The sequence below is a fragment of the Paenibacillus sp. Marseille-Q4541 genome (assembly GCF_018310695.1).
Taxonomy (GTDB): domain Bacteria; phylum Bacillota; class Bacilli; order Paenibacillales; family Paenibacillaceae; genus Paenibacillus.
Genome location: NZ_JAGXCY010000005.1, coordinates 128,950 through 155,310, shown reverse-complemented (window position 1 = coordinate 155,310; position 26,361 = coordinate 128,950). Strand labels below are relative to the sequence as shown.

General features: G+C 42.1%; 21 protein-coding genes and 2 tRNA genes. 2 read left to right on the top strand and 21 right to left on the bottom strand.

Translation table 11 applies throughout. The features are described 5' to 3' along the window. Positions 1 to 23: 23 nt before the first annotated feature. The 12 genes from KFT32_RS08610 to KFT32_RS08555 form a co-directional block, all read right to left on the bottom strand. A complete protein-coding gene (locus KFT32_RS08610) occupies positions 24 to 995 on the bottom strand; it encodes an RluA family pseudouridine synthase (protein ID WP_211746736.1) in 972 nt (323 codons plus the stop codon). After that, positions 992 to 1,561, bottom strand: coding sequence for a cob(I)yrinic acid a,c-diamide adenosyltransferase (locus KFT32_RS08605; RefSeq protein ID WP_211746735.1), 570 nt, complete (start codon positions 1,559 to 1,561; stop codon positions 992 to 994). Before KFT32_RS08605 ends, KFT32_RS08610 begins: the two co-directional genes overlap by 4 nt. Positions 1,562 to 1,574: 13 nt before the next feature. After that, positions 1,575 to 2,117 carry a bifunctional adenosylcobinamide kinase/adenosylcobinamide-phosphate guanylyltransferase gene (locus KFT32_RS08600; RefSeq protein ID WP_211746734.1) on the bottom strand — a complete coding sequence of 181 codons (543 nt, stop codon included), beginning with the start codon at positions 2,115 to 2,117 and terminating at the stop codon, positions 1,575 to 1,577. A gap of 48 nt (positions 2,118 to 2,165) precedes the next feature. Next, positions 2,166 to 2,732 carry a hypothetical protein gene (locus KFT32_RS08595; RefSeq protein ID WP_211746733.1) on the bottom strand — a complete coding sequence of 189 codons (567 nt, stop codon included), beginning with the start codon at positions 2,730 to 2,732 and terminating at the stop codon, positions 2,166 to 2,168. A gap of 106 nt (positions 2,733 to 2,838) precedes the next feature. Continuing rightward, positions 2,839 to 3,102 (bottom strand): aspartyl-phosphate phosphatase Spo0E family protein, encoded by a 264-nt coding sequence (locus KFT32_RS08590; protein ID WP_211746732.1) that lies wholly within the window; start codon positions 3,100 to 3,102, stop codon positions 2,839 to 2,841. A gap of 143 nt (positions 3,103 to 3,245) precedes the next feature. After that, positions 3,246 to 4,475 carry an aminotransferase class I/II-fold pyridoxal phosphate-dependent enzyme gene (locus KFT32_RS08585; RefSeq protein ID WP_211746731.1) on the bottom strand — a complete coding sequence of 410 codons (1,230 nt, stop codon included), beginning with the start codon at positions 4,473 to 4,475 and terminating at the stop codon, positions 3,246 to 3,248. Positions 4,476 to 4,490: 15 nt separating this feature from the next. Beyond that, positions 4,491 to 4,991, bottom strand: a complete 501-nt coding sequence (locus KFT32_RS08580) for an Lrp/AsnC family transcriptional regulator (protein ID WP_211746730.1) — start codon at positions 4,989 to 4,991, stop codon at positions 4,491 to 4,493. Positions 4,992 to 5,167: 176 nt separating this feature from the next. After that, a complete protein-coding gene (locus tag KFT32_RS08575) occupies positions 5,168 to 5,575 on the bottom strand; it encodes a spore coat protein (protein WP_211746729.1) in 408 nt (135 codons plus the stop codon). 39 nt (positions 5,576 to 5,614) lie between these two features. After that, positions 5,615 to 5,851, bottom strand: coding sequence for a hypothetical protein (locus KFT32_RS08570; RefSeq protein WP_211746728.1), 237 nt, complete (start codon positions 5,849 to 5,851; stop codon positions 5,615 to 5,617). A gap of 79 nt (positions 5,852 to 5,930) precedes the next feature. After that, positions 5,931 to 7,124 carry an MFS transporter gene (locus tag KFT32_RS08565; RefSeq protein ID WP_211746727.1) on the bottom strand — a complete coding sequence of 398 codons (1,194 nt, stop codon included), beginning with the start codon at positions 7,122 to 7,124 and terminating at the stop codon, positions 5,931 to 5,933. A 181-nt stretch (positions 7,125 to 7,305) separates the two neighbouring features. Continuing rightward, entirely contained in the window at positions 7,306 to 7,932 is a 627-nt protein-coding gene (locus KFT32_RS08560) for a hypothetical protein (RefSeq protein WP_211746726.1), read from the bottom strand. Between the two features lie 149 nt (positions 7,933 to 8,081). Then, positions 8,082 to 10,442, bottom strand: coding sequence for an endonuclease MutS2 (locus KFT32_RS08555; RefSeq protein WP_211746725.1), 2,361 nt, complete (start codon positions 10,440 to 10,442; stop codon positions 8,082 to 8,084). Positions 10,443 to 10,596: 154 nt separating this feature from the next. On the opposite strand from KFT32_RS08555, the gene KFT32_RS08550 reads away from it, so the two are divergent. Both KFT32_RS08550 and KFT32_RS08545 read left to right on the top strand, forming a co-directional pair. Further along, complete coding sequence (locus KFT32_RS08550; protein ID WP_211746724.1) at positions 10,597 to 10,950, top strand: phage holin family protein; 354 nt, start codon at positions 10,597 to 10,599, stop codon at positions 10,948 to 10,950. 171 nt (positions 10,951 to 11,121) lie between these two features. Beyond that, positions 11,122 to 11,505 carry a cupredoxin domain-containing protein gene (locus KFT32_RS08545; protein WP_211746723.1) on the top strand — a complete coding sequence of 128 codons (384 nt, stop codon included), beginning with the start codon at positions 11,122 to 11,124 and terminating at the stop codon, positions 11,503 to 11,505. A 76-nt stretch (positions 11,506 to 11,581) separates the two neighbouring features. Here KFT32_RS08545 and KFT32_RS08540 read toward each other — a convergent pair whose 3' ends face one another. The 9 genes from KFT32_RS08540 to KFT32_RS08500 form a co-directional block, all read right to left on the bottom strand. After that, positions 11,582 to 14,611 (bottom strand): cell division protein ZapA, encoded by a 3,030-nt coding sequence (locus tag KFT32_RS08540; RefSeq protein WP_211746722.1) that lies wholly within the window; start codon positions 14,609 to 14,611, stop codon positions 11,582 to 11,584. 221 nt (positions 14,612 to 14,832) lie between these two features. Then, complete coding sequence (gene pheT, locus KFT32_RS08535) at positions 14,833 to 17,286, bottom strand: phenylalanine--tRNA ligase subunit beta (RefSeq protein WP_211746721.1); 2,454 nt, start codon at positions 17,284 to 17,286, stop codon at positions 14,833 to 14,835. A 52-nt stretch (positions 17,287 to 17,338) separates the two neighbouring features. After that, positions 17,339 to 18,373 (bottom strand): phenylalanine--tRNA ligase subunit alpha, encoded by a 1,035-nt coding sequence (gene pheS, locus KFT32_RS08530; RefSeq protein ID WP_211746720.1) that lies wholly within the window; start codon positions 18,371 to 18,373, stop codon positions 17,339 to 17,341. A gap of 477 nt (positions 18,374 to 18,850) precedes the next feature. Further along, positions 18,851 to 20,752, bottom strand: a complete 1,902-nt coding sequence (gene abc-f / locus KFT32_RS08525; RefSeq protein WP_211746719.1) for a ribosomal protection-like ABC-F family protein — start codon at positions 20,750 to 20,752, stop codon at positions 18,851 to 18,853. Between the two features lie 534 nt (positions 20,753 to 21,286). Next, positions 21,287 to 22,438, bottom strand: coding sequence for an SGNH/GDSL hydrolase family protein (locus tag KFT32_RS08520; RefSeq protein WP_211746718.1), 1,152 nt, complete (start codon positions 22,436 to 22,438; stop codon positions 21,287 to 21,289). A gap of 154 nt (positions 22,439 to 22,592) precedes the next feature. Continuing rightward, positions 22,593 to 22,663 (bottom strand) — tRNA-Gly (locus KFT32_RS08515). A gap of 9 nt (positions 22,664 to 22,672) precedes the next feature. Then, a tRNA-Pro gene (locus tag KFT32_RS08510) sits at positions 22,673 to 22,746 on the bottom strand. Positions 22,747 to 22,917: 171 nt separating this feature from the next. Continuing rightward, complete coding sequence (locus KFT32_RS08505; protein WP_211746717.1) at positions 22,918 to 25,047, bottom strand: putative bifunctional diguanylate cyclase/phosphodiesterase; 2,130 nt, start codon at positions 25,045 to 25,047, stop codon at positions 22,918 to 22,920. A gap of 293 nt (positions 25,048 to 25,340) precedes the next feature. Further along, positions 25,341 to 26,303, bottom strand: a complete 963-nt coding sequence (locus KFT32_RS08500; RefSeq protein ID WP_481856317.1) for an aldolase catalytic domain-containing protein — start codon at positions 26,301 to 26,303, stop codon at positions 25,341 to 25,343. Positions 26,304 to 26,361 lie beyond the last annotated feature (58 nt).

The following is a 26,361-nucleotide window of genomic DNA, read 5'->3' as shown; positions in this document are numbered from 1 at the left end:
CCTCCTGAAACCATATCATTTTGTTACTCTACTTCTTTTTCTTTCTCTGATTCAAGCTGTTGCTTTAATTGTGCCAAATCTTTAGGAAGTGGTGCTATATACGTCACTCTTTCTCCTGTAATCGGATGAGTAAAAGAAAGTTTACTTGCATGTAGTGCCTGTCTGCTCATCCAATCATTCACCTCTATTGCCTGATTGAGATCAAACTCTGCCGTTATCAACCGATCTACACCATAAAAAGTATCCCCGATTAATGGACAGCCAATCGAGCTCATGTGTACTCTTATTTGATGAGTTCGACCGCTTTCTAGTTTGATCTGTACCATGCTTCCCCGTACGTAACGTTCCAACATATTGTACAGTGTGCGAGCAGGATAACCATCCGGTGTGACAATACGCCGGTGAGGCTCAAGCGGATCTCGGTCGATGGGTCCTTCAATGACTCCTTCAGAAGGACTCGGATGACCATGCACCATCGCTATATAATACTTGTCCACTGTGCCTTGTATCATTTGTTCGGAAATATGCTGATGGACATACGGGTTTTTGGCAACACACAATACGCCTGATGTGTCCTGATCTAACCTATGAACAGGCCGGAAACGGACCTGTTCCCCTTTTTCATGCCAGTAATGCACGACTCCATTGGCAAGCGTTCCTGTATAGTGACCATGTGTCGGATGAACGATCAATCCTGCGGGTTTGTTGACGATCAAGAGATGCTCGTCTTCAAATAGAATATCGAATGGAATAAACTCCGGCAAAATATCATCCGAAGTCTCTTTTTCCATTCTCAATTCGATACGGTCTCCACCCTTAACTTTTTCACTGATGTAAACTCGCTTACCGTTTAAATGAATACCGCACTCCGTCAGTTTGAGTCTTGACATTAACTTGCGTGAGACCCCTAGCCTTTTTTGCAAGACTGTTTTTAAGAGCATCCCTTCATCTTGAGGAAGAACATCATATACTATCGGTTCATAATAGGATGTCATTTGCTGCGAAACACCTTTTTGCTACGAATATATTCTACATCAGGAACTCCTGAACGAACATTCGCTGTACGGGCAATGACAAAGAAATAATCAGACAGACGATTCATATAGAGTCTAACTGCAGGATTAATTTCAGTATGAGAACCTAACGTTACTACACGGCGTTCTGCTCTTCGTCCTACCGTCCGGCATACATGAAGTGCAGAGGAGAACGCACAGCCCCCTGGAATAATAAAACGTTCGATTTGTGGATTCTCTGCTTGATGAAGATCGATCCACTGTTCCAAACGCTCTGCCATCTCGCCGGATACTTTGTAATTTCCTTCTTCCAGTTTGACAAAAGCAAGATCTGAACCACAATCAAATAACTCTTGCTGAATGGTTTCAAGTTCTTCTTTCAAATCTGCATACTTTTCATCCTGAATGATGATACTGATGGCCTGTCCAACAAAACTATTCAATTCATCAATGGTACCGTAGGCCTCAATCCGGTCGTCATCTTTTGGAACTCTCGCACCTATTACGGATGTCTGTCCTTTATCCCCTGATTTTGTATAAATCTTCATCACTGACCTCCATTTAAAATCTGATTTTATTCCTGCTAATTTCTGATGCAATGCCGGAAGTAAGCGTAAATACCTGATCACTTCCCGTAGCAATCAAACGGTTCATTTCAGCCATGGAGGAAGTAAATAATTTTTCCTCCTCCGAGGGATGAAAACTTCCATACATCTCATTTGTAATAATCAGCAATAACCCTTGATAAGAACATATCACTTCTTTTAACTGTTCCACCCTCGCTTTAACACGAAGCTGATCTGCACTGTTCCAACAATTTTTGATCTCGCTTATCATCCAGCAGGTCAAACTATCAATAATAACAATACGACGATCTGCCAAAAAAAAATTGGATTCCTTGTTAATATGGTCAAGTGTATCTGGAAGCGATTGATGGGAAGACATATGTATCTTGCGCAGTCTGGACGGGGCTCTCATCTTCTCGGGCAAAGGTTTTGCATATTGATCTGTTATATAAATCCCTTCCCGTGCAAGTGTCGAGGCATGGGAAAGGGCAAACTGGGTTTTGCCGCTACATACTCCGCCTGTTACCATAATGAGCATCCCTCTACCCCCTGCCTTCTGATATTCTGTGCTTTCGGTTCATTTGTATTATTTCAATTCAACCATATACTTCAAAACTTCTTTTGCTAATGCTTCATTGGATGCAGATACCGGAATGGTCGCAAATAAGTTTTGGGCAGGATAGTTCAATTCTTTAAACAGAGCCATTTCTTCAACAGGGATTCCAAACAAATGATCGCCCATTATCATATCTTGTGACATTTTTCCATTCTCATCCACACTGTATGTACCGCCTTCAAAAAAACCACGGCTATACTTTTGCTGATCAAAGGTATCCTCAAGCGCAATATGGGATCCTTGCGAACCAAATGATTTCATGTCATTTTCAGGCATAATAATGATATCATTGGACCTTCCAACGTATTCAAGCAGAAGTTTTTGCTGGTTATAGATCGGACTAGTAGTAACTTTTACAGTAACTTTATCCCCGAACTTCGCCTGTAGCTTAGATTCCAACACTGCTTCAATATCAGCAATATTCCCCTGATCATCTGTCATAAAAATCTGAAATGTAGCTTCCTCATCTTTGCCGCATGCCGTCAATATAACCATTAATAATAGTACAATGATAGTATAACTGCTTCTTCTAGACACGTGAGTAACTCCTCCTTTTCCCCTTATTTCACATCATATCACAATAATGCTTCACAAAAAAAGAAGACCCTAAAAAGGGTCTTCTTCTCGAAAACAACTCACGCATTTATGCTTTCTTAGGGTAAGCCTTCATATATTCATTGATCTTTAAATCTAGCAAGCTGCTGATTTCGATCACCACATCTGAAGTAAAGGACTTCTCTTCCAAAAAGATTCGTTCCATCTTGCTGCGCAGGATATGGATTTCGTCTTCCAAGGAAAGATTGCGTGAAGATGCTTTCTCCGAGTTTGTAAGCCAAGAGGTGCTGCTTTCGCTATCAACAGCATATTGACCCCGGTATGTCGGCAAATCATATTCGGCACAAAACAAGGTAAATCCCTCCCTAGAAATCTATATCCTTACAGATTATAGCATAAAAACAAATAGACCGATGTACTAAAAGTGACATTTTTCGGAAAAAGTTGATTTGTTTTCATTTTAAAGATTATTCTATCTGTTGACAATAGAAATATCTATTTCCTATTACCCTCTTGTTCTATTTTATAAACAAAATTCCCGATTCTTTCTAGAGCTTCGTTTAATTGTGCAAGAGATGTCGCATAGGAACATCGTAAGAAACCTTCTCCACCTGATCCAAATACAGTGCCAGGTACAGCTGCTACCTTGCCTTCGGTTAATAACCTATGAGCAAATTCTTCAGAAGATAGTCCCGTTTTGCGTATGCTAGGGAATGCATAAAATGCACCCTGCGGCTCATGGCAATCTAGCCCGATGTCTCTGAATCCCTGAACGATTAATCGACGGCGCTGATTATAGGATTCCACCATACGATCCTTCTCCTCGATACCATTTCGCAAAGCTTCTAATGCTGCGATTTGTCCCATCGAAGGAGCACACATTACCGTATACTGATGAATTTTAAGCATAGCTGATATCAGTTCCGAATTCCCGCACACATAACCAATTCTCCAGCCAGTCATCGCAAATGCCTTAGAGAACCCACTCACGAGGATCGTGCGGTCGCGCATACCCGGTATAGAAGGAAAACTAACATGTTTTTGGTTATAAGTAAGTTCTGCATAAATTTCATCAGCTATTACGATTAAATCATGTCTTTCAACAACTTCGGCAATAGGGAGCCAGTCTTCATACGTCATTGTTGCGCCTGTAGGATTGCTCGGATAACACAGAATAAGTACTTTTGATTTAGGCGTAATTTGAGCTTCTAGCGCTTCCGCTGTAAGTTTGAAGTCATTTTCTGCTACCGTTTCAACCCCTACGGGTACACCCCCGCCAAGAGAAATAATAGGCGAATAGGCAACATAACAAGGTTCAGGCACCAAAATTTCATCTCCAGCAACGATGAGAGCACGTAGCGCCAAATCAATCGCTTCACTTCCACCTACAGTAACAATGATTTCATCTGCCGGATCGTATGGAGTATGAAATCCTCGTTCCAAGTACTCGCTGATTGCTTCTCTCAGTTCTATCATTCCCGCATTGGAAGTGTAGCTTGTAAAACCACGCTCGAGGGAATAGACGGAGGCTTCTCGCATATGCCATGGTGTGATAAAATCTGGTTCCCCTACACCAAGTGATATGACCCCTTTGTTCGGACCAACGAGATCAAAAAACTTACGAATACCTGATGGCGGTATTTGCTGAACACCTGGATTAAGATACGAACTCATACTTTTCGAACCAGACTTATTGTCTTTTTGCTGATCTTGATTAACTATCATCTCTCATACTTCCTTTTACGGCGAAATAGGGAGCCGTTTGTCTTCCTGATGTGGCTCAAAAATGATGCCGTCTTGTTTATATTTTTTAAGAATAAAATTTGTCTTGGTCGATAATACCGAATCAATCGTAGACAGTCTTTCTGATACAAAATTGGCTACTTCACGTAAATTGCGGCCTTCAATCTCAACAAGAAGATCGTATGCTCCAGACATTAAGTAAACCGATTTCACTTGTGGATACAAATAAATGCGTTCTGCAATCCCTTCAAATCCACGGCCACGTTCAGGACTTATCTGAACTTCAATCAAAGCTGTTACTTTTTCATCATCAACTTTTTCCCAGTTAACAACGGTCGCGTACTTTACGATTACGTTTTCTTTTTCAAGTTCGGCTACCGCTTTTTTGATCTCTTCTTCCGAAGTTCCAAGCAATGTAGCTAGGAGAGCCGGTGTTCTTCTGGCATCTTCCTTCAATAAATCGAGCACTTTTAATTTCAAATCATTAAGTTCTGTCATGCATTTCCCTCCAGAGAGCATCTTTTACGGGTCCGTCTTACGGGCCATGCAACTGCTTTTCGTTAAGCAGATTAAATATAATATGACATGAATTTGGTATTACTGCAAATAAAAAAACCAACGCTACTTTACATTTCTTAAGCGCGTTGGTTTCCTTTTGTTAAATCAGAGTTCAATTAGCTGTAATATGGATTACCGTGTTGATGCTGCTGGTCATAGGCACTTGTAGGTGTTCCATAGGGTTGACCTATTGGGGAATTCGAAGCACTATGGATATTCTTTTGCTGTAAAAATTGTTCGCATTTCTGCTTCGTCTGATTTGCCATTTGGATTTGTTTATCGATATCCATTTTCAGGGCTTTACCTGGAGGTGGATACATATTGTTTTGCTGCATAACGCTGTAAAGATCCCCTTGTAATTTAAGCGTGTTATTCGTCAGGCTAGTGAACATTTGGCGAACCACTGGACAGTTAGATTCTGTTGTTGCCGTTGTATATTCACGCACTGTTCTTTTTAGATCTGACAAGATTGTATATGCCAAATCTGCCTCGGGCATGAATGAACTGTTAGATGGTGTATTCATAATTTATTGCCTCCTTATCTCCACTTTTTATAATGTTCTTTAATTGGAAGGTTGTGTGGGAGCAAGCGATTGATGCTGCTGTAAAGCTCCAATAAGCATGTTCGCGTTTTGCTGATGCAACTGAATCTGCTGTTGTAAAACTTGCTTAAGCATAGGATTTTGTGTACTGGATGCAGTCGCAGCACATTGTTTAATCAACAAGTCTTCATTTGATAGGCTGTCTGCGATGTAATCCAATTCTTTTGAACTTATGGGTTGCATTTGATGGGATTGCATTGGTGTTACCTCCTCTGGTCATAATCTCCAATTTTGTACGTTTGATAGCTTTCCCCTATCATGGAACTTTTATGTACAGCTAGACACGCAAGAGCTTACGAATATAAACCCAGCTGATAACCGGAGAAAAACCAAGGATAATCATGAGCCAAGTCATGGTTTTGCTTGAGTCATGAATAGATAGGACCAGGATAAAGACAAGAATTCCTGCAATTCTCCCTGCAGTTAGACAAATTTCACGCAAAACGACAAGTTCGACTCTTTTTGACACTGTTTCTTCACTCGTTCCCATCAGATCAAAAACAGAGGAGATCATTGGTAGCACATAAAAAGGCATAAATAGTGCCGAGCCAATGCCGAGTACTAGCAAAGTGCTATAATTAACAGCCCATAACAAAGGTAAACTTAACAAAAAGAGCAGCATAGCCCCCACTAAAGAACCATAATACCGATGAGAAGGCTTGTACCATTTTCCAACGAAGTGGTAACTTACAAGCGCAACAACAGAAGTAATGAGATAGAACTGACCCAGTTTAACCTCTTGAGTGGTTGCAATATATACAAGGAGGTTCACAAGAAAAGAAAACACACCTTCCCTTACTCCTTGCGCAGCAAGCGCGGGAGCCGCATGGCGCCATGGACTATTTGTATCCTGAAGTTGACGTACAGGCTCAGCCCAGGAGTAAGTTCCTTCTGTCTTTCTTTTTTTGAGGAAGAAGCTGACAACGACACCCACACCAAAAATAATCATCGAAATCATAAATATGATTCTGTACCCTTGATTCGCAGTTGACAAAGAGATCACAAGTCCAGATGCCCAAGGTCCTATAATTCCTACCAATGAACCAATGAGCCCAACCCATCCATTAAACAAATCGCGGTTATCTCGATCCGTTACTTCAAAATAAACGACATTAAATGAGATCCAGAAAAGTCCAAGCGAAGCACCTAGCAATAGTCCTAAAGGCCAGATATAAAATACCGCTTGCTGATCCAGTTGTAACACGACTAGATAAAAGACTGCTGATAATAAAATACCGATTCTGATCACATTCATTTTGTTATGTTCTTTGACCCATTTTCCGGCCAGCCAGAAGGTTAGGATGAGTCCGATCTGTTGACTAATTGTAAACCAGCCAATCATCGTGAAGTCCTGACGGCTTTTCCACAAAAACACATTGATAAATGTACCAGATAGGGCACTCGCAAGCACAAACAAACCGTTCACGAAGAGAAGCAGCCTGGATTGTTGGTCCAGTAAAGCTTTTTTCACGTCGTTTCCTCCTTACGTGCTTCTTACTATTAGGATGTCGGACTACCATAAGTAGTCAAAACTAATATGTCCCCTCTTGGCTTAAAACTTGTCTCTCTTTACTAATTACGCAAAATTGGAAAAACAAAAAAAGAACACATGCAGTGAAGCTGCATGTGTTCTCATATGAAAATAATTCCAATTATTTACTTTGACTCAATCGTTTTACCATACGTAATCTATCTTCGGATGCCAAACTTTGTGTTGTTTGAAAACAAGATGGACATACATAAATATTTAAACCAAAAGGAGCTTCTAAAGGAGGCATTAAAGACTGAATTTTGGTGAAGCTGTCTCTTGTAACCGTCTGCACTCCCGTATGAAGCATGAACTCTCGGCAGTTTGGACATTCTGGAGCCTCTTCTTGTACATCGAGAATGGATTGTACAGCCGAAGAATACTTAGCCATATCAATGCCAGAGTCTTCATATTGATCAAGAACCCTAGCGGTAGGAAGAATCGTATCCGTTTCATCCTCCCACAGATTACTATAATCTTCTTCGTCCTCTTCAGTACTTATCGTTTCTTCTTTTAAAAGTTCTTCTTCTTCTGTAAGAGTAAGATTCACAGTTCGATACCCTTCTAAATTCACTTTGGTCTGTTCCGCTGCTTCACTCTCACGATGTGGCAAATCGGCAGTGATTTCAGATTCTTCCTGGTCCTGTACTGCGGAAAGAGGATTATGACAATAAGGGCATTCTTCTTCAGGGCCCAGTTCCTCATCCCATACGATTTCTGTTTGACACCATGGACATACTGTTGTTTCCATTTTATTCATCCTTTCATACTATCCCATTTCATCTTAGCCCATTACCCGTTCAACATATACACGATTCCAGCTGCAAAAAAAATGATGGCCGCAGCAAACAAAATCCGGGTCAAATTTTTCATAGATCCTCCTGTTACAATAGAACCTTATTATTTCAATTCAACAACGGTCACACCGGAACCGCCTTCTCCATAATTTCCAAGACGATAACTTTTGACGTTTTTATGTTTTCTTAAATAATCTTGAATTCCAGTACGGAGTACACCTGTTCCTTTACCGTGAATCAAATAAACTTGTCCGAGGTTTGATAAAAATGCTTCATCAATAAAGCGATCTGCATCAACCAGTGCTTCCTCAAGATTAGCTCCCCGCAAATCAAGTTCTGATTTCACGTTATCGTCCCGAGTTCGTTTCACAGCTGTGACATGACGCTGTATTTGCCCTGACGCTTTTTGTGCTGTTTCTATTAGTTCCAAATCCGAAACAGCCACTTTCATTTTCATAATCCCTAGTTGAACAAGCGCTTCTTTACCCGACAACTCAACTACATGCCCTTTCTGATTAAGGCTTGTTACTTTGACTTCATCACCGAGACCAATGGTTTTTGTCGTCCCTGCCGCTTTTTTCACTTTTTTCTTACGCTCAGCAGGCTCAGCTTCTTCTAGACCTTTACGAGCGGCAATCAGTTTATGTTCTTTGACAGAAGCCCCTTCTTCAAGTGCCATCTTTCTCAGATCATGTATGATCTTTTCGGATTCTTGACGCGCTTTAGCTACAACATCCCTAGCTTCTTGTTCTGCCTTTTGCATCCACTTTTCACGTTGTTCTTCGAGCTTCGTAATCTCTTGTTCATGCTGATTCCGAAGTTGTTCGAGCTCAGCACGAATTTTCAGAGCTTTTTCATGTTCCTGTTCCGCTTTAAGACGGTTATCTTCGAGCGAAGCGATCATATTCTCTACACGCTGATCTTCTTCCTTCACTTCACCGCGTGCATAATTCAAAATATCAGACTGCAGACCAAGGCGTTCTGCAATAGCAAATGCGTTACTACGACCTGGCACGCCAATTAGAAGACGATACGTTGGACTAAGTGAGGCTACATCAAACTCCATACTAGCGTTGATGATTCCTTTACGTTCATAAGCATAAGCTTTCAGTTCACTGTAATGAGTAGTCGCTATCATACGACAACCTGTAGCGTGAATATGCTCAAGTATGGAGATGGCAAGAGCGGAACCTTCTGCAGGGTCTGTTCCTGCTCCCAGCTCATCCAGAAGCACCAAACTTTTCGGAGTCATTTGTGACAGAATACGAATGATGTTGGTCATGTGACTTGAGAAAGTACTAAGACTTTGCTCAATACTTTGTTCATCGCCAATATCAGCATAAATAGCGTCAAAAACACAAAGCTGACTTCCGTCTTCCGCCGGTACGAATAAGCCGGACATCGCCATGAGGCTAAGTAATCCAACTGTTTTAAGCGTTACCGTTTTACCACCTGTGTTAGGACCCGTTACAATAATCGAACTGTAAGAGTTCCCAAGTTCAAGATCAGTAGGCACAACTTTATCAAGCGGAATCAATGGGTGACGTCCTTTTTTGATCTTCATGAATCCTCGATCGTTCATCTTTGGCAATGTAGCTTTCATCTCTCTGGCAACACGTGCTTTCGCAAAGATGAAATCCAATGTTCCAAGCAATTCGACATCTTCGATCAACCAATCGGATTGCTCGCCAACAAGAGCCGTCAATTTTTGCAAAATCACTTCTATTTCGCGCTCTTCACGTAAACGTGTCTCTCGCAGTTTGTTGTTCATCGCTACAATGGATTCCGGTTCTATAAATAAAGTAGCTCCTGAACCAGATTGATCGTGAACAATGCCTCCAAAGTGAGCACGATATTCCGCTTTTACGGGAATAACAAATCGATCTCCGCGAATGGTAATGAGTTGATCTTGCAGCATTTTAGAAACACTGGAAGAACGAATCATGGAATCAAGTTTTTCTCTAATCCGTGATTCTCCCGACCGCAGCTCTCGTCGAATTTGAGACAACGCAGCACTTGCCGAATCCATCACTTCTGCGGAATCATCGATACAGGACTTAATTGCATCTTCCAGTGGTTTTTGCTCAGAAAGTTGTTCACTCAAGAACAGTAACTTGTCTATTGCTAGCTCATCTTCCATACTGTGCAGAATTCGTTTCAGTCGACGTGCCGTATGAACCGTATTGAAGATCGCAAGTAGTTCATGAGGACTTAATGTACCTCCGATCCGAGCTCTTTTCACCGCAGCAGTAATATCAGTCACTCCGGTAAAAGAAGGGATCCCTTTCAAACGATCCACAGCCACTGCTTGATCCGTTCCCGTAAGTAAAGATTTCACTTCTTCCAGATCACTAACGGGCATCAGATTTTCTGCTTTATGTTTACCAATCTCTGTTTGTGTGTATAGAGATATTGTATTTAAAATTTTACGATATTCTAACGTATGCAAAATTTTCGAATCCAATGTGACAACTCCTCTCAGGCTCTATATTCATTATAGCGAAAGAGCAGGAATTGCGCCATTTGAGAAATCAATTCCGCACATAATTTGTGTTGAATTGCTACATAATAGGATTAGCATACCAAGGAATACATCAAATTTAAGGAGGATATATTTTATGTCAATTTTAGGGGCAATTGTTCGTTTTATCGTGGCTGCAGTCGTATTGCTGCTCGTAAGTTGGATCGTACCTGGCTTCTCCGTGAGCGGTTTCGGTAGCGCCATTCTGCTAGCACTGGTCATTGCACTGCTTGGATGGGTGGTCGAAAGTATTTTCGGTAAAAGAGTATCCCCATTTGGACGCGGGATTGTTGGATTCCTCGTTAGTGCTCTTGTCATTTGGGTATCCCAATACATCGTTTCTAACGTATCCGCAAGTATTCTCGGTGCGCTTTTGGCGGCACTTGTGATTGGGATCATTGATATTTTTGTACCCACTCCATTCGATGCTGCAAAAACCAAACGTAAATAATGAAATGAGTACAATAAAAGCCTTCTTCTTATGAGGAAGGCTTTTATTTATTGTTTTTTTGTTATAAAATTCAAAAATATGACTTAGGAAGAATGTACATCCCTAGTTCAACTACGGTATCATTAGAAGACATGCATCTAACAATAAATTCATATCTAGGGGGCCTCATTCATGAAGAAAACAATCGTTCTGCTACTGAGCGCGATGCTACTACTTGTGCTTGCAGCTTGCGGTCAAGACTCTGAATCCGGATCAGGAAGCGCAATTACCGATCCAGAAGTCGCAGCAAGTGATGAAATCGTTATTAAAGCTACGAACTACGAATTTGATCAACCAGAATATCATGTAAAAAAAGGCGTTCCTGTACGTGTCGTTTATGAAAACGAAGAAGGAAACCACGGAATTATCGTTCCCGGTCTCAATCTGCAACTGGATAGCAAAAAAAATTCTGCTGTCGTAACACCTGAAGAAGCTGGCGAATTCGAAATCGCTTGTTCCGTTTTTTGTGGAAGTGGACACTCGTCTATGGTCTCTAAAATTATTGTAGAAGAATAATGGAAGCAAAGAAAGACCCTCGCTCACGGTATAAGTAGCCTGAAACGAGGGTCTTTTCACGTTGTATTCATCTATTCTAGCTTTGATCCTGCTCAATAAGTTCGATCCATTCATTATATTCTGTCTGAAGTTTAGCGTACTCTTCTTGTAATTTACGATAGTCATCTGCCAAATCCTCTGATTTGTCTTGATGCATCTCGCGCTCCACCTCAAGAAGCCTCAGCTGATGAGCTGTTACTTCATAACGCTCCATTACATCTTGAAGTTCGGTTTCAAGCGCTTGTTTTTCACTTTCTAGAGACGAATAACGGGAGATGGCCTCATTTTTCTCGTAAGACAATTCAAGCACTCTGTCATTGCCAGCGGCAATTTGCTGCTGCCAACTCTTCACTTCATTCTCTAAATGCTGGCGGTTCGCTTCCCAATCAGCTTGCTGATTAACAAGCTCTTGATAACGACGTTGAAGTTCTTCATTCTCTTGGTATAGTTCTTCCTGCAGACTTGTCCACTCTTGTTCTTTGACTTCCCAGCCCTTAAGTTGGTTCCGAAGTTGCTTCTCCTCATCTTCAAAGCGTCCACGTTCCTTGCGCAGTTTGGATTCAGCTTCTGCAAGTTCCTCAAACCTTAATTGCCATTCAATCGCTTCTTCCTCTGCTTTATCAAGTGAGGCCTGTCGTTTGTTCACTTCTTCTTTCGCTACTTTCAACTCTACTTCAAGAGCATCCAACTGTTTACGAGTTTGGGATTGCTCGTGCTCGTACTGCTGAGCGACTTGAAGAGTATTTTGGGCCTCAAGCACAGCTTCATCGTATTTAGTTTGCAGTTCAGTATGCTGCTTCTCAAGTGTAGATAGTTGTATCCTTAGCTCATCTGCGATCGTTATCGATTTCTGTGATTCACCTTGTGCTGCACTCAACTGATCCTGCAAGTCACGCAGACGTGCTTCCGTTCCTTCCAATTGATCAGCAGCCTCCAGAACATTCGTCTCCAGCTCACTGATGTCTTGCTGTCTTTGTTCAGCAATCGTTCTCCAGCTTTTTTCGCTTTCAGACAGTGCTGCAATTTCACTTTGCAATTTACGGGTTGCTGCATGAGCTTGTTCAAGCACTTTTTGTAATCTACGCTGTTCTTCTTCTGCTCTTGCTCCCGCTTGTTTCATTTTGTTCATTTCCTGCTGACTTGCAGCTTGTTGTTCTTGTAATTTACGAAGTTGTGCAGTACTTGCTGATTCACGATCAACAGCTTCCTGTACTTTCTTTTTAAGCTCTTCTGTTCTTTCTTGAGCTTTAACTCCATCCTGTTCTGCTGTACGGAGTTTTATCTGCAGCGCGGTACTGCTTTCTTTAATTTCCGAAATCTGTTGCTCAAGCTCTTGAATTCGGCGAGTATATTTGGAGATTTTTTCTTCCGCTGTTGTAGCGAGAGACTCAAGCTCCTGAACTCGAGACTGTTCCTGCTCTAATTTAGCCGCTAATTGTTTGCGTTGTTCTTCTTCCCCGGAAAGATGGTTAATCGCTTCCTCAAGCTGTGTGCTTGCTTCTGCTCTTTCTATCTCCAGGCTCTCCTGCAAATCAGCGAGCTCTTGAAGCAGCTTTTGCTCTTTCTTATTGTGTTCATCCATCAATTTTTGTTTCGTTTCGTTCAGCTCGGTTCTGTATAACTCATAAGCTTCGGTCTCTGCCTTCTCTGCTTCTTCCAAAGCAATGCGTTCAGCCTCTTGCACCTGCGATTCCATTTCTCTCTTCAATTCTTGCAACTGTTCTTCCGATCTTTCGCGTTCAGACTCAAGATCATTATTTGCTTGTTGAAGTCGTTGTTCTAATTGTTTCGTACGCTCCACAGAATCAGATTTAATAGATTCTAATGCTTTCGCGTGCTTCTCCTCGGCTTCGGTGAGCATATCCATGACTTCATTGATACTCTTCTCCGCTTCTGCCTGAGCCTCCGCTTTAACTGCTTCGATATCAGAGACTTGTTGCTCTTTCATCTGCTCAAGCTTCACTCGCAACTGTTCCTCAGCTTGACGAATCTGCTCACTAGCCGCAGCCTGAACCTCATGAGTTTCAGATTCAACCAATTCCTGCATCGTACGTAATTCTTCAGCTGCTTGTTGTTTATAGTCCTGAAGTGCCTTTGCTGCCGCTGCACGTTCCTGTTCCTTCAATTCCAGCTTCGATTCCAAGTCCTTCTTCAACTGATGCCAGTTGCTCTCCAGCTCCAGCTGCTTACGTTTCTGCTGTTCAGTGAGATCTTGCACTTTCGCTTGAAGTTGTTTATCCCAATTTTGTTTATCTGTCTGGAGTCGTTTATCCCAGTTTTCTTTTTCTGTTTGAAGCTGCTTCTCAAAGTTTTGTTTATCCGCCTGGAATTTGGTCTCAAGTGCTTTACGCTCTTGAATTACTTTATTCAGTTCAGCAGAACGCTGACTAAGCTGAACATTCAAATCTTTCATTTTGGCATCTGCTTCATCCTGCAGTTTCTTTTGCTTCTGTTCTGCCTGAGCAAGCAGTTCTTTCCGCCGCGCTTCCAGTCCCTCTGTATACTCTTTTTGCTTCTGAGAAAGCTGTTGCTGCCACTTTTTCTCGTTCTGCTCTAGACGAGCAGTAAGATCCGTATTATTAAGCTTAGCCTGTTTCAGTTCTTCCTCACGAAGTGATGCCTTCGCAAGCGCATCTTCAAGCTGCGCTTTCATTGTCTTCTGTTCTTGATTCCGTACATTTTCAAGTTGGGCCAGTGCCTGCTGAGCCGTTTGTTTTTCTTTCTCGGTATCTTTTACTGCAGCCTCTAGCTGTTGTAATCGTTCCGTTTGCTCTTCATACGTATTTTTAAGTTTGTTCAGCTCAGATCCGAGCTGAGTACGTTCACCAGTCACCATTTTCAGTTCATTCTTTACTTGCTGAACTTGGAGTGACTCTTCTGCCATATGTACTGCAGTGAGAACTGCCAGCCTCGGAGTATCCAGTCTGGAATGATTTTTAGAGATGGTGTTCATTCTTTCATCGACCATATTGGCCACTTGTTTCATATATTCGGCACTGCTGCCGACCAATTTATAGGAAGTCCCGTAGATTTCTACGGTGACGCGTGTACGATCAGGTGTAGTCACAGTTGTGCCCTCCTTCATGTCTGTATGTTGATTCTTGATGATGTAACCCTATTAGGTATAGAGCTTCGTTATACAGTTTAAGTATAAAGATCCCTAAACAAAAAGTCACATCGAAACCTTTATCTTTAAGGATTCGATGTGACTTAGAGCAATTCCTTCAATTATTTTATCGAAAATAAAGGAGAAACTTGGAAACCATAAATACTAAGCCCATCATATCCCTATTTCCGGAGTTCAGCTCCAAAACGGGTAGCAAGATCTTCTACCACTTTACTATGAACGGCTGTAATTTCTTCTTCTGTCAACGTATGTTCTTGATGACGATAAGTCAGTGCAAGAGCAACACTTTTCTTGCCAAGACCGAGTTTTTCACCTGTAAAGATATCGAACACCTGAACAGATTGCAACAAGTCTCCTGCCGATTCGCGAATGGAGGAAAGCATCGCCCCTGCTTCTACATTTTCCTCAACCACTACTGCGATATCACGCTCAACCGCAGGGAAACGAGGAAGTTCACGATATACAAGTGTCGGTCTAGCATATTCATAAATAGCTTCAAGCGATAATTCGGCAACATACGTATCTGCTAGATCATAACTATTTTGAATTTCTGGGTGAACTTGACCCATTGTTCCAAGGAAGATTGCATCCTTGCCTTCAACATTCAAATACATAGAAGCAGAACGTCCTGGATGGAAATCCTTCGGCTCATTTGCAGTGAAAGTCACGTTTTTATCAAGACCAAGGTATGCAAAAATGGACTCAAGCGCGCCTTTAAGGTCAAAGAAATCCACTTTTTGTACCGTTGTATTCCACTGCTTTTCTACACGATTACCACTGAGAAGCAAAGACAGCGCAGGAATTTCACGAGGCTGCTTCGTCATGCTTTCTTTTTCCTCTGTGTAAAAAACATTTCCGATCTCGAACAGTGCCAGGCTATCCTGTTTTCGATTCCGATTATACTCTGCTGCCGTTAGCATCTGTGGCAAGATACTCGTTCTAAGAACACTTTGCTCTTCACTCATCGGCATAGCCAGTTTAACGGAATGATTTCCTTTCGTAAGTTCTGAGAATAGTGAACCACGCACTGGATTTACGAAAGAATAACTAACAACTTCATGATATCCTCCGTTTGAAAGAAGACCGCGAAGCGCACGACGAATCGTTTGTGCTTTCGTGAATGATCCCGGTGTTGTAGGGCCTTCAATGACCGTAGTAGGAATGAGATCATAGCCGTATAGACGTGCTACTTCTTCAATCAGATCTACATCACGTGTAATATCACCGCGACGCGTAGGAACCGTTACTTTCAGTTCATCTCCTGACAATACTTCATATGCAAAATGAAGACGGTCGAAAATCGCTTTGATTTCTTCCGTTGATAAAGCTGTTCCCAAATAATTATTCACTTTATCTGTTGATAAAGATATTGCAAGTTCTTCTACTTGAGCCGGTGTAGATTCCACAATACCAGGGTGTACTGTACCCCCTGCATACTGAGCCATCAGAGATGCTGCACGATTAAGTGCGGGGATGACTGCATTCGGATCCACGTTTTTCTCAAAACGAAGACTCGATTCGGAACGAAGTCCAAGATCACGAGACGTTTTACGTACCGTAGTTCCGTCGAATTTAGCTGATTCGAGCAAAAGGTTCACTGTATCACTCGTTACTTCGGAGTTCTCTCCACCCATAACTCCTGCGATCGCAGCTGGTTTTTCTCCATCGGTAATGAGCAGCATCGTTTCTTTCAACTTGCGCTCTTGACCGTCAAGTGTCACCATCTTCTCGCCTTCTACTGCCGTACGTACTACAATATTACCCCCTGCAAGCTGATCTGCATCAAATGCATGTAGCGGTTGGCCGTATTCAAGCATCACGTAATTCGTAATATCAACAATATTGTTAATTGGACGAATGCCAGCTGCCATAAGGCGGTTTTGCATCCACTGCGGAGAAGGAGCAATTTGAACTCCTGTAATATAACGAGCAGCATAGTGCGTACACAATTCCGGCGAATTTACGGTTACCGAAATATGTTCCGCTGCTGGGGTACCCGATTCATTCAGTTGTTCTTCCGGCTTCGGTAAAGTAATCTCTCTGCCAAGAATCGCGCTTACTTCATAAGCTGCACCAATCATGGACAATGCATCCGAACGGTTTGGTGTCAAATCAAGCTCAAGTACATGATCGTTAAGACCCAGTACTTGTTCAATCGGCGTACCTGCTTCAAGCTCAGAAGGAAGAACAAGAATCCCTTCTTGCTGTTCTTTTGGAAGCATCTTGTCATTTAAGCCAAGCTCTTTCGCGGAGCAAATCATCCCTTGGGACAACACGCCGCGCAGCTTCGCCTTTTTAATATCCAGACCACCCGGGAGCTTCGCTCCAACAAGAGCGACTGGCACTTTTTGGCCCGCGTCTACGTTTTTGGCTCCACATACGATTTGCAGTTCTTCTTCAAGACCCGCATCCACCTTACAGATATTTAGTTTATCTGCATCCGGATGTTTCTCTTTGCTTATTACGTAGCCAACAACTACTTTATTTACGCCTTGGTTGCGGTTCTCCACAACATCAATTTCAATACCCGCTCTTGTAATACGCTCTGCTAAATCTTCCGGAGCTACATTTTCAAGAGATATATAATCAGACAACCACTCTGTAGATACTCTCACGGACGTTCACTTCCTTCTATAAAAATAGGTTTTTTCCATTACTTCGTGTAATCTATAATCTTGCAAATTGCTTCAAGAAAGTCATATCACTGTTATAAAAATGACGGATATCATCTACGCCATATTTCAGCATTGCTATACGCTCAACACCCATACCAAATGCAAAACCACTGTATTCAGCCGGATCGTATCCGCCCATCTCAAGTACTTTCGGATGAACCATTCCAGCTCCTAGAATTTCAATCCAACCCGTTTGCTTACACAGTCGGCATCCGTCACCGCCGCACTTGATACAAGTTACATCAACTTCTACACTCGGTTCTGTAAAAGGGAAGAAACTTGGGCGAAGTCTAATCTCCGTATGAGCACCAAACATTTCGCGAACAAATTGCAGCAGTGTACCTTTCAGGTCACTCATACGAATATTTTTACCAACAACGATACCCTCTACTTGATGGAACTGGAAGGAATGCGTCGCGTCATCATCGTCACGACGGTATACTTTACCGGGTACAATTACTTTTACCGGAGATTCCCCTTGCATCGCTTGCATGGTACGAACCTGAACCGGAGAAGTATGAGTTCTCATGAGGAGATCTTCCGTAATGTAGAAAGAATCCTGCATATCGCGGGCTGGATGGTTTTTCGGCAAGTTGAGCGCTTCAAAGTTAAAATAATCTGTTTCCACTTCGGGTCCTTCGGCCACTTTATAACCAAGTCCAACGAAGATGTCTTCCAAATCTTGAATGACTTTCGTCAAAGGATGAAGTCCACCCTCAGGCATACGGCGTCCTGGTAAACTAATATCGATCTTTTCTTTCGCAAGACGTCTAGCTGTCTCTTCCTTCTGGAAAGCTGCCTGTTTTTCCTCAATAACGGTCTCAATTGCACCACGCACTTCATTAGCCACTTGACCAATGACCGGACGTTCTTCTGCACTGAGTGCACCCATACCGCGCAAAATTTCAGTAAGTGCTCCTTTTTTACCCAAGTATTTAACACGTATTTCACCAAGTGCCTTATCATCGACTACGCTTGCGAGCTCGGCAAGAGCTTCGCCTTGTAGTGCTTCCAATCTTTCTTTCATGATGCGGATACTCCCTTCGCAATTCTCAAATTTTGACCAATAAAAAAGGCCTTTTCTCCCCCAAAAAAGGGACGAAAAGACCGTGGTACCACCCTTGTTAGATTCATGTACGACTAAGATAAGCCCAAGGGTTTATGATAAAACCCGCTAGTCTGTACGATATCAATCTCACTTTAGCACGTTTGTAACGGTCGTGAACCGGTATCCTCTACTGGTCTAAGTACAGTCTTATAGAACTCTACCGTACGTTCAAGGAACTGCTCCGGAGCGAACTTCAGACAGCCTGATTTTATAGAAACGCTCTCAATCACTGGCGCTTCTTCCCTGTATAAAAGCACTGCTTACTCTTCTCCATCGATGCATTTATCATCTGCAGTAAAGCAAAAATCACTTAATTCCTGATGTTTGCTACATCATTATACGAAAATCCTTACGCTCTCGCAAGTCTCACCGCCTATTTGGCGTTACTTTTCACCGCTATTCATACTTTGATTCCCTTTTACGATCCAAAAGAGCAAGAGCAGCTCGAATCTCACGAATTTCTCCCATGGTTTTCGTGTCCAAAGAATAAGAGTTCATGTCTTTTTCTTGCCCGTTCTGTTCGCTTGGCCGGGATAGCAATTCGTCAAGACGATGAAGCAGCTGCAAACGATCATTCTCATCATCCTGTTCAGCGCCAGTTAGCGGCTGGCTTGCCCTGCTTTGCTCATATTCTGCCATCGTTCCGTCGTAGATTCTCATCTCTTTTCCTTTACTCATGTCCAGCACCTGATTTGCCAGCTTCCTAACAAGAGTACGGTCATGGGACACAAATACCATCGCTCCGTTATAGTTTAAAAGGGCCTCTTCCATGACTTCCCGGGTCTCAATATCGAGATAGTTCGTCGGTTCATCCAGTACAAGTAAATTGGCACCGCTGAAATATAAACGAATAAAGGCAACTCTACATTGTTCTCCCTTACTGAGATCCTCTATCCGCTTGTAGACATCATCTTTTGAGAAAAGGAAATTCCCAAGTACGGTTCGTGCTTCTGTCTGTGTCATGTAAGGATTGGATAACAAACTATCCAGCACCGTCATGTGTGGTGAAAGTCCTTCTAACTCTTGCGAAAAATAACCGATACTTGTCTTCGGATGCACGGTAACGGTTCCTATGTGAGGGGATAACTCTCCAATAATCAGCTTTAACAATGTCGTTTTACCAACCCCATTGGGCCCTTGTAAAGTAAGCCTCTTTCCACGCTGAACCGATAGATTGATATCCTTCAACAAGGGTACAGTATCTTCTACAGCGTAGCTAAAATCCACATGTTCCAGCTGTACAAACGTCCTTGCTTCAAAACTGCCTTCCTTTAGTTCCATATTCACTTTGGGGCCGTCTTTTGGACGTTCTACACGGTCATTGTCCAGTCGCTCCAGCTGCTTCTGCTTGGCATGATATCTGGAAATATTCTTATTCGCTCTCGCCTTGTAGTAACTGGCTGCTATCTTAGATTCCGTTACTTCCCCTGCCCCCTTGTGTGCTTTATTGAACCACTCTTGATATTTTCGGATCGATTCTTCCAGCGCTTTTTTAGCTAGTTCTTGTTTGCGGTATTTCACTTCTTGTTCCTTACGTTCCCGCTGTTTATGGTTTAGATAATCTTCATATCCACCTACATATTTCTGGGTACCCGAGGGAGTGAGCTCCCATATTGCAGTTGCTACATGATCTAGGAAAGTTCGGTCATGCGATACAAAAATTAGCGTTCCTTGGTAAGATAGCAGCCATTCTTCCAGCCAAATCAAACTTTGCTGGTCCAGATGATTTGTCGGCTCATCCAGAATAAGTAGTTTCGGTTGTCTCGTCAGGAGTGCAGCAAGACGCAGCCTCGTTTTTTGTCCCCCGCTGAGAGATTCAAACGGTAAATCCCATACTCGTTCCGGTATTCGCAGGTTTGTCATCATTTTCTCAAGTTCTGCTTCTCGTCCGTAACCTCCACTATCTTCGAATTGCTCTATACATTCTCCATAGCGCGCCAGCCATTCCATATCTTCCGCATTTCTCATTTGCTCTTCCATGTCCAAAAGCGCTAGCTTACGTTCTCCCCATACTCCACCTTCAAGAAAAGCAACTTCTTTGACCGTTTGATTCGGCTTCACTTCAAAATTCTGACGCAGAAAGCCTATTTCCTCTGGCGCGAGCCGGATTGATATTTGGCCTTCTGTCGCTCCTTCACTACCCGTCAGGATGCGGAGCAATGTGGTTTTGCCTGAGCCGTTAAGGCCGAATAAGGCCACACGCTCTTGCTCTATAACTTCAAGATTCACATTTTCAAACAACGGTTTCCCATTCCACTCTTTTGCTATATTTCGCATATGAATAAGTGTTGTCGCCATCTCTATACCCTCTTTCTTTGTCAAAAATAAAACACCGCAGGTAGAATAACCTGCGGCTGACAACCCCAAAGGGATAACGTGGCATATAAAAACAGCTGGTGCTCGTTTGTGGCTGCTAAAGACGGATCAACTGCGTAATCACAAATGATGCAGACAGTCTTCTTTCTTCTTTTTCACAGCACAAATAACCATACGAACCCCACTACTGAAAATAGACACACGAATCCTGGGTTAGTCAGCCGCATGCAGCTGCCTGCTTCACCGTCGGTTTGCAGTTACCCTGTAGAAATTCAGTGTCTTACTTCATGGGACGTATGGTTACCTCTCATTCATCATTAATTGTTATTTAGTATAACATGATTTCACAAGATACAAAATATGCAAGTGACTATTTTTCAAAAAAAAGCAGCCCTCCCCATAGGAAGAACAGCTATTTTTTATTCTTGACATTATTTTTTTAATTTATCCCAAGCGATGAATAACTATGTATTCTTTACTCATTACGGAATTCTCAAAAATTATAAATTGAAATGATTAAAGAGACTGTGCTCGAAACCACTTCAGAAAAGCATCGGCTACCTGTTTACCTGCTTCTCCGTTTGGATGTGGATCAAATTCGGAGCTCATGTACTTCGAATCAATCCGATGTTCTTCCGGAACCGGACATGACAGCACTTCGGCTATATCAAACACATAATCTGTTCCTTCAGGGGGGCTGGTCCGAATCGTTTCATTTACAGTTCGCCAGACCGCTTCTCTCGTCTCTATAAAATTGAATGGAGGCACTGTAAACAAGATAACCCGAACCCCGTCTTGTTCAGAATTTTGCTTCAACTTTCTTATGATGGTCGATAAGTCATCGATCAATTCTTGGGCACTTCGATTTCCGATATCGATATCATTGACGCCGAGAGCTACCGCTACGATATCGCCCTGTTTTGATTTTGCAAGCCACGAACCGTCCGCTGCCGCATCATAAGCTCTGGCCCATCCGGAACCTACATTCCATATCCCGTAGTCGGCACCAAGCCCATCCGCGATACGAGCTACCCAGTATTCGTAACCGTCTTGTAGCGTTCTTACTCCCTGGGTAATGGAATCTCCCACAAAAACAACTCTTTCCTTCACCTGTTTTTTGTAGCCTATAAAAGCAGGCATTACCAGACGATTTTCTGATGCTGTAAACGAGTCAGCCTGTACCTCATGCGCCTTATGACCGTCCGCTTCAAAGGCAGAAACGAGTATCCCTTCGGTATTGTAAGGGAAAGATCTCCCACCATCAGTCGAGATCGTCCAACTAAACACCAATTCCTGCCCAGGTGGAAGATCCAGGAGCACTGGATCACTCCAAAACTGTTCTGCAGGAACCACCTCTTTACTATCTTTTCCGTCAAAACTCACTTTAGATGCCGTGCCCGGTATGATGCTGCCATCTCGGTTCATTCCACCGACCGCCACATAAGCGCTTTCAATCTTCCAATTGCCACCTGGCATACTTCCCCTAGCTACCTTCCCGCCATCCCAAGTCGAGTCTACTCCATTGCTGTGCCAAAATTTCAATTCAAGCAGGCCTGTTTCCCTGAGTTTAATATACGTTCGATATGTACGTGTGAACGCAGTTTCCTGCTCCATAATAAAATTTGTAGCCGTTGAGACGACGGTTGCCGATACATATTCGCCTAACATGTTTCATCCACCCTCTTATCTATTACGTAAAGACTTGGAAAACCCTCCATCATTATACTAAAGCTTTATTTATAATCAATATAAATTGATTTACTGACCAAGGCCTACTAAACAAAATAAAAAACCCTTGCCAGAGGCAAGGGTTTCATTATGAAGCGGGTGATGGGAATCGAACCCACGCTATCAGCTTGGAAGGCTGAAGTTCTACCATTGAACTACACCCGCGTATAAATATCGGGATGACACGATTTGAACATGCGACCCCCTGGTCCCAAACCAGGTGCTCTACCAAGCTGAGCTACATCCCGTCAAATGAATGTACGCCATTCATTAGTGACAAGAATTAATATATCACGATTTTACATACCATGCAATACCTTATTTTTAATTTTGATTTTCTTATAAATCCAAAGCACATGCAATAGCAGATATCAGAGATTAATGCATGTGCTGTTTATTAATTTTGTCTGATTTTTTAGCTACGCTGTAGCTTTTAGAAACTTCAACTCAAAATCAGTTGATTTCAAAGGCTTACTAAAAAAATACCCCTGTGCTTCATGACAGTGCTGTTCCTGCAAAAAAAGAAGTTGGTCTTCGTTCTCTACACCTTCCGCAGTCACTTTTAGTTGTAGATGCTTAGCCATAGAAGTAATCGTAGACACGATGGCTTTATTATTACGATCTTCCATCAGTTCTCGAACAAAGGATTGATCAATCTTAAGTCGGTCTATAGGTAAATTTTTTAGATAATGAAGTGAGCTGTACCCTGTTCCAAAATCATCGATACTGATCTGTACTCCAAGCAACTTAATACTTTCGAGTACTTTCATTCCTTGGGTGATATCAAACATCGTACTTTCAGTAATCTCAAGTTCTAAATAACGCGGATCAAGTCCAGTATCCATTAAGACCCGCTGAATTCGTTCAGCGAGTTGCACCTCCTGAAATTGCTGGATAGACAAGTTTACAGAGACAGACAGCGGTTTATACCCTTGCTTTTGCCACACCTGGTTTTGTAAACAAGCTTCTTTCAGCACCCATTCTCCTAAGGGGACGATCAGTCCGCTTTCTTCAGCAATAGGTATAAAATCGATGGGAGAGATCCTGCCTCTCTCGGGATGATTCCACCGAACAAGAGCCTCTACTCCGACTACTTCACTTGTACTGAGATCAATTTGCGGCTGATATTCAAGATAGAATTCTTCGCGTTCAAGTCCTTTTCGAATGTCGTGCTCCAACTGCAGACTCTCTTGCGCTTCACTTTTCATAGATGAAGTATAGCGATTTAAATCTTGTCCTTGGTCCTTAGCAAAATGTAATGCCGTATTTGCGTTTCGAAGTAACTCATCTGGCAATACACCGTCATATGGAAATAAACTAAGACCGGCCGAAGGAGTAATGTAAAGTTCGCGTTCTTTAATGCTCATCGGTTCTTTCACATGCTTCAGAAGCTCATAAATTCGTTTATGTAATATCTCAATATTTTCAAAATCGGTCATAACAATGGCATATCTGTCTCCCCCGAGAGAAAATACTTCGCTTTTACATCCTTTATATTGCAGCAACCGTTCTCCCGTCTGCTTCAAAAGTTGGTCTCCAAGTCTATAGCCAAGAGAATCGTTGATAGTCTTAAATCGGTTAATGTTAATAACGAGCACACCAAGCTGTTCATCCTTTGCCTGTGCATCCGCGATACATCCGCTTACATAACGCAGCAGTGATCTACGATTTCTAAGCCCCGTAGTCTCATCATAATGAGCCAAATAATTTAGCTGCTCTCTCGTTTCCTTTTGCAGTTCCAATGGACTCACAATATAAACGTTAAAATAAACATTTTGAAAAACAATGTAGGCGATCAGCTGAAAGACCATAGAAATTACAAAGGACACGTCGGATACAAAATGGACTTGGAGTAAAAAACATTGGCTGATAATACAAAAGTATACCCCTAGCATCAGCTGAAAGTTAACTGCCTTTGTCCTCTTCTTCCTGGATATGAAAAGTCCGGCTAAAGCGAGCAAGAAAAACAACAGCAGCGAGCTATGAACAACATAATGGATAGGATTTATCATTTTGGACCAAGGATTCACCCTGCTGAAGAAGTACTCCGTAGTACCATTATTCTGAAGAACAAACATAAGAAAACTAAGATACAACACACCTAAAGTCAGACACGTCCATTTTGGAATCGGTTTCTGCTCTGGCTTAGGTGGCATAAATCCTAAAAACAACATTCCTAGAACACAGATCAGACGAGCCATAAAAATGACCAGTAGCACATCTGTGGAGTCGACCATTAGTTCATAGCCAATTGTGATTCTACTGTAGTGAAGAAACAGAAGCAGTTCGAGCATTCCCCCGGCGAAGAAAACAAATGAAATGTATTGTCCGTTCCGGTTTCGATCTCCTTTTGCGAGCATTCGCCCTTGATTATAAGCAGAAAAACAAATAATCATAGAAATTAAGGAAATCAACAGACTTAATAGATGAAAGAATTCTTGACTTACTCTTGATGATAATGAACTTGGTATCCATGGAGTCAGCAGACATATAAGAATACCCGCACCCGCAATTTTGATGGATCTGAGATATCCATTTTTTAAGTTCATAACATTTTCATTGCCTCCCAATTCATCTATCCACATGATAGAACTCATTGAACTACCATATATTTGATTTAATATGACATGTTTCTACAATATTCTCTCATATTTACTGGACTATAATACCATTTATATAGGAAAACGTGTATCTTTTTTTATGAATATAGGTACATAGGAACGCAAACACAAGGTCTAAAGAATCACAAACATCTATAATAGACGAAAAAAAACGCTCCTCGTAAGATTAACGGAGAGCGTTTTTTAATCGGGTCCATAATTAGCACAGAAACTGTTGCTTATTATTTTTCGAAGCTAACTTCAGGAGTTGTCAGCGTGTCGTAGAATTCTACAACCCGGTCTTTATCTTCAGAAGCTCGAAGCGCCATTGCAGAACGCGGATGTTCGTCAAGATGACCTGTCACCATATAAGGAAGAAGGTAACCCCATTCTTCTTTTTCGCGCAAAGGAACTAACCAGTTTTCTAGCACATTGAGTACAGGACGCAATTTGTACTTTGTACCTTTCAGGTGAGCTATCAGCAGTTCTGTCGGACAATTGCCGGCAGCACGTCCCATGCCATATACGGATGCATCTAGGAGCTCTACACCGAGTTCAGAAGCAACCAAGGTATTAGAGAAAGCAAGCTGCATATTGTTATGGGTATGTACACCTAAACGTTTATTCGGAAGATGCTTTTTAAATTTCTCAACGAGGTATTTGATGTCGCTATGATCTAGACTTCCGTACGAGTCTACAATATAAACTACATCAACAACACTTTCATTAATCATTTCGAAAGCTTCCAGAAGCTCATTTTCCATTACATTAGAGAGGGCCATAATGTTCAAGGTAGTCTCATAACCACGATCATGGAATGTCTGTACGAGTTCTAGACCTTTATCCACATCCTTTATATAACAAGCCACACGGATGAGATCAAGCATACTTTCACTACGAGGCAGGATGTCTGCTTCATCCACTCTGCCAATATCAACGAGAGCAGATAGTTTTGTATTCCCTTTTTGCGGGATTACTTTACGTAGGAAATCATCATTCAAGAAACGCCAAGGTCCTGCTTTATCTGCTCCCTTAAGTAACTTGGGTGAGTTTTTATATCCAATCTCCATGTACTCTACGCCTGCTTCATTGAGCCCTTCATAAAGTCCTTGTACAAACTCTACGCTGAAATCCCAGTTGTTTACGAGACCTCCGTCCCTAATGGTGCAATCTACAATTTTGCTTGTATTCGTCATTGTCTTCATGCATAAGCTCCTTTAGTTAGCCTTGTGTATTTCTACCATGATACTTGAACGTGGAAGG